Source organism: uncultured Kluyvera sp. (assembly GCF_902485085.1).
GTDB classification, from domain to species: Bacteria; Pseudomonadota; Gammaproteobacteria; order Enterobacterales; family Enterobacteriaceae; genus Kluyvera; species Kluyvera ascorbata.
In genome coordinates this window covers 1-12526 of sequence record NZ_CABTJS010000095.1, presented here as the reverse complement: position 1 = coordinate 12526, position 12526 = coordinate 1, and the positions used below count along the sequence as shown (strand labels likewise).

Here is a 12526-nt window from a genome sequence, read left to right as displayed (position 1 = left end):
TTCAACCGTGAAACGTCGAAACAGTCTACGTTGGCAGGGTTTACGCCAGGATTAATTCTCGATTATTAATCAATTAATAATTATATTTCATGACGTTAAATAACCCGGCAGATGGATATCATACCGGGTTATTCGTCGATTTAAAGGATACGGTTCTGCTGGCGTTGCGCTTCCCGAGCCATGCGTTTTTTACGCGCATCACAGGGCTCGGGGCAATCACATACCTTTTCCAACCCCAGCGATGAAATCCCCCCACAGCTTCCCTGTAGGCTTTTTCGCTTGACCATATAGCCAAGCGACATGCCGAAGATAACCAGCAAGAAAATGCAGAAGGTCGCCAGAAAGACCGTTAACATCATCAGCCTCCAAAGTCATCGAGCATGATGTTCTCATCCTCAACGCCCAGCTCTTTGAGCATTTTGATAACCGCCGCATTCATCATTGGTGGCCCACACATGTAGAATTCGCAATCTTCCGGTGCCGGGTGGTCGCGCAGGTAGTTTTCGTAAAGGACGTTGTGAATAAAGCCAGTATAGCCCGTCCAGTTATCTTCCGGCAGTGCGTCAGAGAGCGCAATATGGAAGGTAAAGTTCGGGTTTTCCTGCGCCAGCTTTTCAAATTCGTCCTGGTAGAATATTTCGCGCAGGGAACGCGCGCCGTACCAGAAGCTGATTTTGCGGTTGCTATGCAGGCGCTTAAGCTGGTCAAAAATATGCGAACGCATGGGCGCCATACCCGCACCACCGCCGATAAACACCATTTCGGCGTCGGTCTCTTTGGCAAAGAATTCGCCAAACGGCCCGGAGATCGTCACCTTATCGCCCGCTTTCAGCGACCAGATGTAGGAGGACATAATCCCTGGCGGAACGTCAGGCGCGGACGGCGGCGGTGTCGCGATACGCACGTTGAGCATGATGATGCCCTTTTCATCCGGGTAGTTTGCCATTGAGTAGGCGCGCAGGGTCGGCTCTTTAACGTCGGAGACATAGCGGAAGAGATTGAATTTATCCCAGTCGCCGCGGTATTCATCCGGCACGTCAAAGTCGGCGTAGGCCACTTTATGCGGTGGGCACTCAATCTGAATGTAGCCCCCGGCACGGAATGGCACGCTTTCGCCAGCAGGAATAGCGAGCTTCAACTCTTTAATAAACGTCGCTTTGTTATCGTTAGAGATAACTTCGCATTCCCACTTCTTCACGCCAAACACTTCATCTGGCAGTTCGATTTTCATATCCTGGCGCACGGCCACCTGACAGGCCAGACGGCAGCCTTCTTTGGCTTCGCGCTTCGTAATATGCGAAAGCTCGGTCGGCAGAATATCCCCGCCGCCCTCTTTCACCTTCACCCGGCACTGCCCGCAGGAACCGCCGCCACCGCAGGCGGACGAGATAAAAATACCGTTGCTGGAGAGCGTATTCAGCAGCTTGTCACCGGCTGGCGTTTTGATTTGCTTGTCGGCTTCGTTGTTGATTTCAATCACCACGTCACCGGCGTTCACCAGCTTCGATTTGGCAAACAAAATCAGCACCGACAGCACCAGCACAATCAGCGTAAACATGACTACGCCAAGTAATATTTCCATAATTAACGACCCTTATAGCTGCACGCCGGAAAACGACATAAAACCTAACGCCATCAGTCCGGTGGTGATAAAGGTGATCCCTAAGCCGCGCAGTCCCGCGGGCACGTTTGAGTACTTCATTTTTTCGCGAATGCCTGCCATAGCGACAATGGCCAGCATCCAACCAATGCCGGAACCAAAACCGTAGACGATGGATTCACCAAAGTTGTAATCACGCTGCACCATGAACGATACGCCGCCGAATATGGCACAGTTCACCGCAATCAGCGGAAGGAAGATGCCTAATGCGGTGTAGAGTGACGGGAAGTATTTATCAAGGATCATCTCGAGGATCTGTACCAGCGCCGCAATCACCCCAATAAAGGTGATGAAGTTCAGGAAGCTAAGATCCACGCCGTCAACCAGCGCGCCGTCGCGTAGCACCAGGTTGTAGACCAGATTGTTAATTGGCACGGCAAGGCCGAGCACAACCGTTACCGCCACCCCCAGACCGAACGCGGTGGAGACTTTCTTCGACACAGCGAGGAAGGTACACATCCCCAGGAAGAAGGCCAGCGCCATGTTCTCAACAAACACCGCGCGAACAAACAGGCTAATGTAATGAGCCATAATCGGTTACTCCTTTTCCTGCTGTTCCGGCTTCCAGCTACGAAGCGCCCAGATCAGCAAACCGATAATGAAAAACGCGCTCGGTGCGAGCAGGAACAGACCGTTAGGCTGGTACCAGCCGCCGTTCTGCACCGTTTCCAGCACCGTGATGCCAAACAGCTTGCCGCTGCCGATGAGCTCACGCAGGAAGCCAACAATCAGCAGGATAGCGCCGTAGCCCAGCCCGTTGCCGATGCCGTCCATAAAGCTCGCCAGCGGGGGAGACTTCATGGCGTAGGCTTCCGCGCGTCCCATCACGATACAGTTGGTGATAATAAGCCCAACGAATACCGAGAGCTGTTTAGAGGTTTCGTAAGCGAATGCGCGCAGCAGCTGATCGACGACAATAACCAATGAGGCAATGATCGCCATCTGCACGATAATGCGCACGCTGTTCGGAATGTGGTGGCGGATCATCGAGATAAACATGCTCGAGAACGCCGTCACCAGCGTCACCGCAATGGTCATCACGAAGGCCGTTTCCAGCTTGGTGGTGACGGCCAGCGCTGAACAGACGCCAAGCACCTGCAGCGCAATGGGGTTGTTGGCGATAAGCGGGCCAACCAGCACGCGCTTCATCTCTTTCATATCACCCTGCTCAGCCATGATTTAGCCCTCCTTCACGCACCTGCTTCAGGAATGGGCCAAAGCCCAGTTCGCCCATCCAGAACTCAAAGCTGTGCTGCACCCCGTTAGAAGTGAGCGTTGCCCCGGAGAGACCGTCAACAGCGTAGAGATCGCCCTGCTGCGCCGCGCCTTTCATGACGCGCAACGCCGGTTTACCGTTATCATCCACTACGCGTTTCCCCACAAACTGCGCGCGCCAGTTCGGGTTTTCAATTTCACCGCCGAGGCCCGGGGTTTCTCCCTGGTCGTAGTAGGTAATGCCCCGGATGGTACGGCCGTCAGTATCCAGCGCCACGAAGGCATACATCATCGACCACAGTCCGTTGCCGTACACCGGCAGAACCATCTCCTGCACCTTCTGCTGTTCATCTTTAATAAGATAAATTTCCACGACGTTACTGCGACGGCGAATGCCTGCCGGGTCTTCGCTGGAGGTCAATTCAATGCTTTGCGCCGGGTCTTTCAGCGCCTGGCTTTGGTTAAACTTCGTCGGGTCTTTGTCGAGGACGGAGCCACTTTTTAAATCGACCAGGCGAGGCACCACGCGGGATGCAAATACCTCGGCCACATCGTCTGCCGACATTTTGTCGTGCATCAATCCCGCCACCGCCAGAATATTGCGCTGTTTATCCAGCGCGCGCTGCTCCTGCTGACGCGGTTTCAGCCCAACGGCGGAGCCCGCCACGACGATAGAGCAGACCAGGCAAAGCACCAGCACCACCAGCAGCGTCTTGCCGATGCTATCGTTACTTTTGTTTTCAGCCACGCGACTTCCTCCGCTTTATGTTGGCCTGCACCACGAGGTAATCAAATAGCGGCGCAAAGAGGTTGGCGAACAGAATCGCCAGCATCATCCCTTCCGGATAGGCTGGGTTAACCACGCGGATTAACACACACATCACGCCGATCAGCGCCCCGTAGCACCACTTTCCTTTGTCAGTAAACGAGGCGGAAACCGGGTCGGTTGCCATAAACATCATGCCGAAAGCAAAACCACCCAATACCAGATGCCAGTACCACGGCATGGCGAACATCGGGTTGGTATCGGAACCAATCAGGTTAAACAGCGTGGCGCAGGCCATCATGCCGAGCATCACGCCGGCAACGATGCGCCAGGAGGCGACACGGCCAAAGATAATCAGCGCCCCGCCAAGCAGGATCATCAGCGTCGAGACTTCCCCAATGGAGCCCGGGATATTCCCGATAAAGGCATCCATCCAGCTCACCGGCTGGCCAGTTACAACGTTAACCAGCGACTCACCGCCGTGGCTTGCCCACTGGGAGAGCGGCGTGGCGCCGGAGAAGCCGTCGGCCGCCGTCCAGACTAAATCGCCGGAGATTTGCGCCGGATAGGCAAAGAACAAGAAGGCACGCCCCGCTAACGCCGGGTTAAGGAAGTTGCGCCCGGTGCCGCCAAATATCTCTTTGGCAATCACCACGCCAAAGGAGATCCCCAGAGCGGCTTGCCACAGCGGCAGGGTTGGCGGGACAATCAGCGCAAACAGAATCGAGGTGACGAAGAAGCCTTCGTTGATCTCATGCTTGCGCACGATAGAAAACAGCACCTCCCAGAAACCACCTACCAGGAAAACCACCGCGTAGATTGGCACAAAGAACACCGCGCCGAGCATCATCATGCTGAACCAGCCAGCATCTGGCGCAAAACTCACGCCCAGCGCCTGCGCTACGCTGTAGTGCCAGTTTCCAGCAATCACCTGCTGGAGCTGTTCAGCGCCGTAGAGCTTGTGCAGCGCCGGAATGGTCTGCAGGCCGACGTTGTACATCCCCCAGAACATCGCCGGGAAAACGGCGAACCAAACGAGGATCATCATACGTTTCAGGTCGATAGCATCACGAACGTGCGACGCGCCCTTCGTGACGTGACCCGGCGTGTAGAGCAGCGTGGCTGCTGCTTCATACAGCGGGTAGTACTTTTCCAGTTTGCCGCCCTGCGTGAAGTGCGGCTCAACTTTTTCTATTAGATGTTTTAAGCCCATCACTTAGCCTTCCTGCTCAATTTGCGTTAATACGTGGCGTAGCACCGGCCCGTATTCATATTTCCCCGGGCAAACATAGGTGCACAGCGCCAGGTCCTCTTCATCAAGCTCCAGGCAGCCAAGCGCCTGGGCGCTATCGGTATCGCCAGCCAGCAGATCGCGAAGCAGGACGGTTGGCAGGATATCCAGCGGCATCACCCGCTCGTAGCTGCCAATTGGAACCATCGCGCGTTCGCCGCCGTGAGTATCAGTGGAGAGGTTGAACAGCTTTTTCTTGAGGAAGTGGCCAAGCGTGGTGCGGGTGATAGAGAACTTATCCCGCCCCGGCGCGACCCACCCCAGCAGCTCTTTGTCACGCCCTTCTTTCAGCACGCTCACCTGCAGGTGGAAGCGCCCGAGGAAGGCGTGCGGCCCGACGGCCTGTGTGCCGTTCAGGACAGAACCAGAGATAACGCGGTTTTCGCCATCGTGGAGTTCGCCCACCAGCAGCGCGTCGAGGTCTGCGCCAAGACGAGTGCGCAGCAAGCGCGGCTGTTTCACCTGCGGGCCACCGAGCGCAATAATGCGTTCAGTCCAGAGCACACCATCAAGGAACAGCTTGCCGTAGGCGATAACATCCTGATAGTTCAGGTGCCACACCTGTTTGTTCAGGCTCACCGGCTCCAGGAAATGAATGTGAGTCCCCACTAACCCAGCAGGATGCGGGCCAGCGAATTGGTTAAAGGTTACCTGTCCCTGCGGATGCCCACCCAGTTTCCCGCCGCTGCCCTGGCAGACGTGCACTCTGCCGTCGGTCAGGCGCGTCAGTACGGTCAGACCGGCGTTAAAAGCGTCGCGCTGGGCGAGTATAATTGGCTGCGGGTCGGCAGCCAGCGGGTTAGTGTCCATCGCAGTGACGAAAATAGCCGCGGGTTCGGCACCTGGCACAGGTGTCTTGCTGAAAGGGCGCGTGCGCATCGCGGTCCACAAACCGGATTCAATGAGCTGTGTGGTAACCGTTTCACGCGGGAGCGTTGCCAGCTCATCGGGCGCGTAGGCGTTAAAGGCCACGGCATCATCGCCTTCAATATCGATAACAACAGATTGCAGCACCCGACGCTCACCGCGGTGGATGGCGCTGACAATGCCGCTGGCTGGCGCGGTAAAACGCACGCCGGGTATCTTTTTATCTTCGAAAAGCAGCTGCCCTTTGGCGACCCTGTCGCCCTCTTTGACCGCCATCGATGGGCGCAGCCCGATATATTCTTCACCTTTCACCGCGACACGCGTGACCGCCACATCATCAATGCGTTGCCCGTCAGGCAGGCCAGCTATAGGCAGATCGAGGCCTTTGGTTATTTTAATCATACAGTTCGCAGGTATCCGTTAACGACGGCATCAGTTCGAAACTGAAGCCAGCGTTTTGGTTAACGAAACAAAAGAAAGGAGTAAAACCTGAAACCCAATGACCATCCGTGATTGGGCATATGAGAGATTGAAGCATCCTTTCTTACGCTGTTTTGAGAGTCAATACATTCACCATTCGAATGAACATCCATTTACCCAATTTCTCTTCGAATGATTCAGTAACGAAAGTTTACCATTTTCTCTTTCTTCGATGCAGAAGTTCTGCTTTTGAAGCCGCTAAATTGCGAGCCGATACGCAAAGTGAACGTGTTTCAGACAAAGATAGCTAGTGAATCATCGGCTTATCCTACACTCTTTGTAGCCAATGCTGTCAGGCAGAGAAACAGCACAACGCACCGGGTTCCGGCGGGAATGCACTATGAAATGGTAAACGCTTACCATCCCTCTTGCGAAAAAATGCGGTGGTGCTAAGGTGAGCGCACAAAAAACAGATTTGTCTGCTTTTTTCTCTCTATTGCCTTCCTGGCATGTTGTTATCTTTTATCAAGGAACAAGTAGTATGCGCAAAATCGCATTTGTTATTGCGATGCTTTTGATGCCGTGCGTTTCGTTTGCTGGGTTATTAAGCAGCAATACGCCAACGACGCCTGTCAGCAAAGAATATAAGCAGCAAATGATGGGCTCACCGGTTTACATCCAAATCTTCAAAGAAGAGCGCACACTCGATCTCTTCGTCAAGATGGGTGAAACCTACCAACTCCTCGATAGCTATAAGATCTGCAACTACTCAGGTGGCCTGGGGCCGAAGCAGCGTCAGGGCGACTTCAAAAGTCCGGAAGGGTTTTACTCGGTGCAGCGCAGCCAGTTGAAGCCGGATAGCCGCTTCTATAAAGCGATTAATATTGGTTTCCCGAACGCCTATGACCGTTCTCACGGTTATGAAGGGAAATATCTGATGATTCACGGTGCCTGCGTGTCGATTGGCTGCTATGCCATGACCGACTCCGGTATTGATGAGATCTTCCAGTTCGTGACCGCGGCGTTAGTCTTCGGCCAGTCGAGCGTTGAAGTCAGCATCTATCCATTCCGCATGACCGATGCCAACATGAAGCGTCACAAATATTCCTACTACAACGATTTCTGGCAGCAGTTGAAGCCGGGCTACGATTACTTCCAGCAGACGCATAAGCCGCCGATGGTGTCGGTTGTTGATGGGCGTTATGTGGTCAGCAAGCCGCTGAGCCACGAAGTGGTTCAGCCGCAGCTGGCCTCAAACTATACGCTCCCCGAGGCAAAATAATCGCCATTCGCCTGGCATAATCTTGTGCCAGGTTTCATTCCCCGTCAGCGGTTGAGTTGCTATCACGGTAACCACATCGTTGGCGGTGGTCTCCTGCTGAAAATCAATTTCCACATCCCTATCCAGAAGTTTTGCCACGCCAAAAGGCGCACGACGCGTTATCCAGTACAGGTTGGTTGAGCAGAATGCCATGACGTAACGGCCATCTGACAGCAGCATGTTAAACACGCCCTTTTCGCGCAGTTCGTCCGCCAGCGAGGCGATGTACTTAAAGACCGCCTGCATATTGCCAGGCGTACGCGGATAGCGCTCGGTGAGCTTGTACAACAACCAGCAAAAGGCTTTTTCGCTGTCGGTTTCCCCGACCGGGCGGAACTGTCCCGTTTCCAGCGATTTATAGCCGGTAAGCTGCCCGTTATGGGCGTAGGTCCAGTTGCGCCCCCAGAGTTCTCGGGTAAACGGGTGGGTATTTTCCAGCGCCACCATTCCGCGATTCGCCTGGCGAATATGCGCAATGACGGAGCAGGACTTGATGGGATAGTCCTGCACCAGTTTCGCGATAGGAGATTGGTAGCTGGGTTGGGGGTCTTTGAACGTGCGACAGCCTTTGCCTTCATAGAAGGTAATTCCCCAGCCGTCTTTATGCGGCCCGGTGCCTCCGCCGCGCTGGACCAGCCCGGTAAAACTGAAGCAGATATCGGTTGGCACATTGGCGCTCATCCCGAGCAGTTCGCACATAGCACACCCCCACAGCAATCGGGGCCGGAGCCCCGTGAAACTTAAGCTTTAACCATCTCTTTTTCGATAAGCATAATCAGGATATGAATCACTTTAATGTGAATTTCCTGAACGCGGTCAGCGTAGCCAAAATGCGGGACGCGAATTTCGATGTCCGCGGAGCCTGCCATTTTGCCACCGTCTTTACCGGTCAGCGTAATCACTTTCATCCCTTGCGCACGCGCCGCTTCAATCGCTTTGATCACGTTAGCGGAGTTACCCGAGGTAGAGATACCCAGCAGCACGTCACCCGCACGGCCCACGGATTCAACGTAACGAGAGAACACATATTCATAACCGAAATCATTACTCACGCAAGAGAGATGGCTGACGTCGGAAATCGCAATTGCCGGGTAGCCCGGACGGTTTTCACGATAACGACCCGTCAGCTCTTCTGCGAAGTGCATCGCATCGCAATGAGAACCACCGTTGCCGCAGGAGAGCACTTTGCCGCCGGCTTTAAAGCTGTCTGCCAGCAGGACTGCTGCGCGCTGAATCGCATGGATGTTGGCTTCATCCTTGAGGAAATTTGCCAGCGTATCGGCGGCTTCATTCAGTTCGTTACGAATAAGATCCTGGTACATGAGGATAATCCTTCAGCATTAATAAAATTGTCATCGCTAGTGTACCGGATAGCGCCAGCCCAGAGAAGCAAGCAGGAATGTATTCACCAGATGTTTGGATTTTTAGTGCGCTAAAAAGAAGCAACAATGTGAGCGAGGTTGTAATTATTTTGTAAACACATTGCTAAATAAAAACGGTTCAACTACAACCATATCATCACAAGTGGTCAGACCTCCTACAAGACAGGGGCATTTCTCTATGATGATTTTGAGTATTGTTTTAACCATTGCCGTACTCGGCGCACTCTTCTACCACCGCATTAGTTTGACGCTCGGCAGCGTAATTCTGCTGGCCTGGACTGCCGCTCTCGGCGCGATTGGCCTGTGGAACCTGTGGCTGCTGGTACCGCTGGCCATCATCCTGGTGCCGTTCAACTTTACGCCGATGCGTAAAGCGCTGATCTCCACGCCGGTGTTCCGCATGTTCAGCAAAGTGATGCCGCCGATGTCGCGCACTGAGAAAGAAGCGATTGATGCTGGTACCACCTGGTGGGAAGGCGACCTGTTCCGCGGCAACCCGGACTGGAAAAAGCTGCACAACTACCCGCGTCCACAGCTGACCGCCGAAGAGCAGGCGTTTATTGATGGCCCGGTTGAAGAAGCGTGCCGCATGGCTAACGACTTTGCTATCACCCACGAGATGGCTGACCTGCCGCCGGAGCTGTGGGCCTACCTGAAAGAACACCGTTTCTTCGCAATGATCATTAAGAAAGAGTACGGTGGTCTGGAATTCTCCGCTTATGCCCAGGCTCGCGTGCTGCAAAAGCTCTCCGGCGTTTCCGGCATTCTGGCTATTACCGTCGGCGTACCTAACTCCTTAGGACCGGGCGAACTGCTGCAGCATTACGGTACTGAAGAGCAAAAAGATCATTACCTGCCACGCCTGGCGCGCGGTCAGGAGATCCCATGCTTCGCGCTGACCAGCCCAGAAGCAGGCTCTGATGCTGGTGCAATTCCGGATACCGGCGTCGTCTGTATGGGCGAGTGGCAGGGCGAGCAGGTTCTGGGCATGCGTTTAACCTGGAACAAGCGTTATATCACCCTCGCGCCAATTGCGACCGTACTGGGCCTGGCGTTCAAGCTTTCTGACCCGGAAAAACTGCTGGGCGGTGCGGAAGATTTAGGCATCACCTGTGCGCTCATCCCAACCAACACCCCAGGCGTTGAAATTGGTCGTCGTCACTTCCCGCTGAACGTGCCGTTCCAGAACGGTCCAACGCGCGGTCAGGATATCTTCGTACCGATCGACTACATCATCGGTGGGCCGAAAATGGCCGGTCAGGGCTGGCGCATGCTGGTTGAATGTCTGTCCGTTGGCCGCGGGATTACCCTGCCGTCCAACTCAACCGGTGGCGTGAAATCCGTTGCGCTGGCGACCGGTGCCTACGCGCACATTCGCCGTCAGTTCAAAGTATCCATTGGTAAAATGGAAGGGATTGAAGAGCCATTGGCGCGCATCGCAGGCAATGCCTACGTGATGGACGCCGCGGCAACGTTAATTACCTACGGCATTATGCTCGGTGAGAAACCGGCGGTACTGTCGGCTATCGTGAAGTACCACTGTACCCATCGCGGCCAGCAGTCCATCGTTGACGCCATGGATATCGCCGGTGGGAAAGGCATTATGCTCGGTGAAGGTAACTTCCTGGCACGTGCTTACCAGGGTGCGCCAATCGCCATTACCGTTGAAGGCGCGAACATTCTGACTCGTAGCATGATGATCTTCGGCCAGGGCGCTATTCGTTGCCATCCATACGTACTGGAAGAGATGGCCGCGGCGCAGAATAAAGATGCCGATGCGTTCGATAAGCTGCTGTTTAAACACATCGGCCACGTCGGTAGCAACAAAGTGCGCAGCTTCTGGTTGGGGATTACCCGTGGCTTAACCAGCCCAACGCCAACCCGCGATGCGACCAAACGTTACTATCAGCATCTGAACCGTCTGAGTGCCAACCTGGCGTTGCTGTCTGACGTTTCCATGGCGGTGCTGGGCGGTAGCCTGAAGCGTCGTGAGCGCATCTCCGCCCGTCTGGGTGATGTGTTGAGCCAGCTGTACCTCGCCTCTTCCGTCCTGAAGCGCTATGACGATGAAGGGCGTAACGAAGCGGATTTACCGCTGGTACACTGGGGCGTTCAGGATGCGCTGCATCAGGCTGAGCAGGCCATTGACGACCTGCTGAAGAACTTCCCGAACCGCTTTGTCGCAGGGGCAATGCGCGTGGTTATCTTCCCGACCGGTCGTCATTACGATGCGCCGTCCGATAAGCTCGACCACAGCGTAGCGAAAATTCTGCAGACGCCAAGCGCCACCCGTTCCCGTATCGGCCGCGGTCAGTACCTGACCCCGAGCGAGCACAACCCGGTTGGCCTGCTGGAAGAAGCGCTGGTTGACGTCATGGCAGCCGATCCTATCCACCAGCGTATCTGCAAAGAAATTGGCAAGAACCTGCCGTTTACTCGACTGGATGAACTGGCACGTAATGCGCTGGCTAAAGGCCTGATTAACCAGGAAGAAGCGGCCATACTGACCAAAGCAGAAGTCAGCCGACTGCGCAGTATCAACGTTGACGACTTTGCACCGGACGAGCTGGCAACCAAGCCGGTAAAGCTGCCGGACAACGTGCGCAAGGTTGAAGCCGCGTAATATTGATGCCGGGTAGCGCAGCCTACCCGGCATATCCCCTAAATAATTCGAGTTGCAGGACAACACGCAAGCGCGGTTTAAACAGCGCTTACTCTGGCCCCGACATCGAATTTTTTCACATCCTTATGGGAAAGCCAGCATTCCAGGCTACCTATTCATCAGCGCATTAACAGATGAGCGCGAAGTGCTCAGCATCGGCATGGCATCACCCGCGCTCTCCTCATCGCCGTCATCACTACCCGTAAATGCCACGATCATCTCTCGTACCCGCTGAAGTGATACGGGCGCATCGACCGGCGCCGCCAGCGGCAGCGGAATGTCGTCTTCAAGGTGGTTAAGGATATCCTCCACCAGCCAGTCAGTACCATCGGCAAAGGTGATGTGTTCCACCTGGCTCTTTGATGAAGAGAAATAACTTTTGATAGTGACGCTGTCGATACTGTCTGCAAAGCCGATCAGAAGATCGTTTCCGCTACGCTGGATAAGGGCGTTCTTCGCCTGTAGCGTCTCGCTGAAGCTGAGGGTATCGCTGTTGCTACTGCCTTCAATGAGAGTGTCTTGACCATCACCAGCGCTGAACAGGTAGGTGTCGCTGCCAGTGCCGCCTGACAGCACATCATTCCAGCTCCCAGCATCCAGCGTATCGTCACCCGTACCGCCGTACAGCACGTCATCGTTACTGCCGCCATTCAGAGTGTCATTGCCGTCATCGCCGTCATCGCCGTACAGCTTATCGTTACCATCGCTCCCGTTGAGGACATCGTCACCACCCGCAGCATGTATTTCCGAACTGGTACCATAGCTCTGCAGCGTCTGCGCCTCGTCGGTTCCTGCCTCCAGCATCGCCTTCACCGTCGCCACATCCCAGACGGTGCCGTCGGCAAACACTATCTCCTCTACCCGGTAGCGGTTTCCCTCGCTGTAGAAATAATCTTTCAGACAGAGGCTGTCGGTGCTGTCCCGGAAACTAATCATCAGGTT

At 54.7% G+C, this 12526-nt stretch carries 12 protein-coding genes; 2 read left to right on the top strand and 10 right to left on the bottom strand.

The window, feature by feature from the left end; all coding sequences use genetic code 11:
• Positions 1-140 precede the first annotated feature (140 nt).
• From nqrM to RDN66_RS11475, 7 genes are read right to left on the bottom strand one after another with little or no spacing between them, the layout of a single operon-like run.
• Positions 141-356, bottom strand: coding sequence for a (Na+)-NQR maturation NqrM (nqrM, locus tag RDN66_RS11505; protein ID WP_185064570.1), 216 nt, complete (start codon positions 354-356; stop codon positions 141-143).
• A gap of 2 nt (positions 357-358) precedes the next feature.
• The gene (gene nqrF / locus RDN66_RS11500) at positions 359-1582 is read right to left on the bottom strand and encodes an NADH:ubiquinone reductase (Na(+)-transporting) subunit F (RefSeq protein WP_202216415.1); all 1224 of its coding nucleotides are present in this window, start codon (positions 1580-1582) and stop codon (positions 359-361) included.
• Between the two features lie 12 nt (positions 1583-1594).
• Entirely contained in the window at positions 1595-2191 is a 597-nt protein-coding gene (gene nqrE / locus RDN66_RS11495) for an NADH:ubiquinone reductase (Na(+)-transporting) subunit E (protein ID WP_185669670.1), read from the bottom strand.
• Between the two features lie 6 nt (positions 2192-2197).
• On the bottom strand, positions 2198-2836 hold the full coding sequence (locus tag RDN66_RS11490; RefSeq protein WP_035894452.1) for an NADH:ubiquinone reductase (Na(+)-transporting) subunit D: 639 nt from the start codon (positions 2834-2836) through the stop codon (positions 2198-2200).
• Complete coding sequence (locus tag RDN66_RS11485; RefSeq protein WP_202216416.1) at positions 2829-3623, bottom strand: Na(+)-translocating NADH-quinone reductase subunit C; 795 nt, start codon at positions 3621-3623, stop codon at positions 2829-2831. The genes RDN66_RS11490 and RDN66_RS11485 overlap by 8 nt, the downstream gene beginning before the upstream one ends.
• Positions 3616-4854, bottom strand: coding sequence for an NADH:ubiquinone reductase (Na(+)-transporting) subunit B (locus RDN66_RS11480; protein ID WP_202218161.1), 1239 nt, complete (start codon positions 4852-4854; stop codon positions 3616-3618). Before RDN66_RS11480 ends, RDN66_RS11485 begins: the two co-directional genes overlap by 8 nt.
• Positions 4855-4857: 3 nt before the next feature.
• Positions 4858-6201, bottom strand: coding sequence for a Na(+)-translocating NADH-quinone reductase subunit A (locus RDN66_RS11475; protein WP_202216417.1), 1344 nt, complete (start codon positions 6199-6201; stop codon positions 4858-4860).
• A gap of 559 nt (positions 6202-6760) precedes the next feature.
• Between RDN66_RS11475 and dpaA the strand changes: the two genes are divergently transcribed.
• A complete protein-coding gene (gene dpaA, locus RDN66_RS11470; RefSeq protein ID WP_035894455.1) occupies positions 6761-7501 on the top strand; it encodes a peptidoglycan meso-diaminopimelic acid protein amidase in 741 nt (246 codons plus the stop codon).
• Here the strand turns inward: dpaA and RDN66_RS11465 are convergent.
• Together RDN66_RS11465 and lpcA are read right to left on the bottom strand one after the other, a co-directional pair.
• The gene (locus tag RDN66_RS11465; protein ID WP_035894457.1) at positions 7472-8239 is read right to left on the bottom strand and encodes a class II glutamine amidotransferase; all 768 of its coding nucleotides are present in this window, start codon (positions 8237-8239) and stop codon (positions 7472-7474) included. The genes dpaA and RDN66_RS11465 overlap by 30 nt on opposite strands.
• A 41-nt stretch (positions 8240-8280) precedes the next feature.
• On the bottom strand, positions 8281-8862 hold the full coding sequence (lpcA, locus tag RDN66_RS11460; protein ID WP_035894459.1) for a D-sedoheptulose 7-phosphate isomerase: 582 nt from the start codon (positions 8860-8862) through the stop codon (positions 8281-8283).
• Positions 8863-9100: 238 nt separating this feature from the next.
• Between lpcA and fadE the strand changes: the two genes are divergently transcribed.
• Positions 9101-11545 carry an acyl-CoA dehydrogenase FadE gene (gene fadE, locus RDN66_RS11455; protein WP_035894460.1) on the top strand — a complete coding sequence of 815 codons (2445 nt, stop codon included), beginning with the start codon at positions 9101-9103 and terminating at the stop codon, positions 11543-11545.
• 147 nt (positions 11546-11692) lie between these two features.
• Here fadE and RDN66_RS11450 read toward each other — a convergent pair.
• Positions 11693-12526 (bottom strand): calcium-binding protein (locus tag RDN66_RS11450; protein ID WP_308537862.1); only part of this gene is annotated, 834 nt, incomplete at its 5' end.

What these genes read in the sequence shown, in the direction of transcription:
- nqrM (WP_185064570.1), bottom strand. Translation starts at nt 356, where the DNA reads ATGTTAACGGTCTTTCTGGCGACCTTCTGCATTTTCTTGCTGGTTATC.
- nqrF (WP_202216415.1), bottom strand. Translation starts at nt 1,582, where the DNA reads ATGGAAATATTACTTGGCGTAGTCATGTTTACGCTGATTGTGCTGGTG.
- nqrE (WP_185669670.1), bottom strand. Translation starts at nt 2,191, where the DNA reads ATGGCTCATTACATTAGCCTGTTTGTTCGCGCGGTGTTTGTTGAGAAC.
- RDN66_RS11490 (WP_035894452.1), bottom strand. Translation starts at nt 2,836, where the DNA reads ATGGCTGAGCAGGGTGATATGAAAGAGATGAAGCGCGTGCTGGTTGGC.
- RDN66_RS11480 (WP_202218161.1), bottom strand. Translation starts at nt 4,854, where the DNA reads ATGGGCTTAAAACATCTAATAGAAAAAGTTGAGCCGCACTTCACGCAG.
- RDN66_RS11475 (WP_202216417.1), bottom strand. Translation starts at nt 6,201, where the DNA reads ATGATTAAAATAACCAAAGGCCTCGATCTGCCTATAGCTGGCCTGCCT.
- dpaA (WP_035894455.1), top strand. Translation starts at nt 6,761, where the DNA reads ATGCGCAAAATCGCATTTGTTATTGCGATGCTTTTGATGCCGTGCGTT.
- RDN66_RS11465 (WP_035894457.1), bottom strand. Translation starts at nt 8,239, where the DNA reads ATGTGCGAACTGCTCGGGATGAGCGCCAATGTGCCAACCGATATCTGC.
- lpcA (WP_035894459.1), bottom strand. Translation starts at nt 8,862, where the DNA reads ATGTACCAGGATCTTATTCGTAACGAACTGAATGAAGCCGCCGATACG.
- fadE (WP_035894460.1), top strand. Translation starts at nt 9,101, where the DNA reads ATGATGATTTTGAGTATTGTTTTAACCATTGCCGTACTCGGCGCACTC.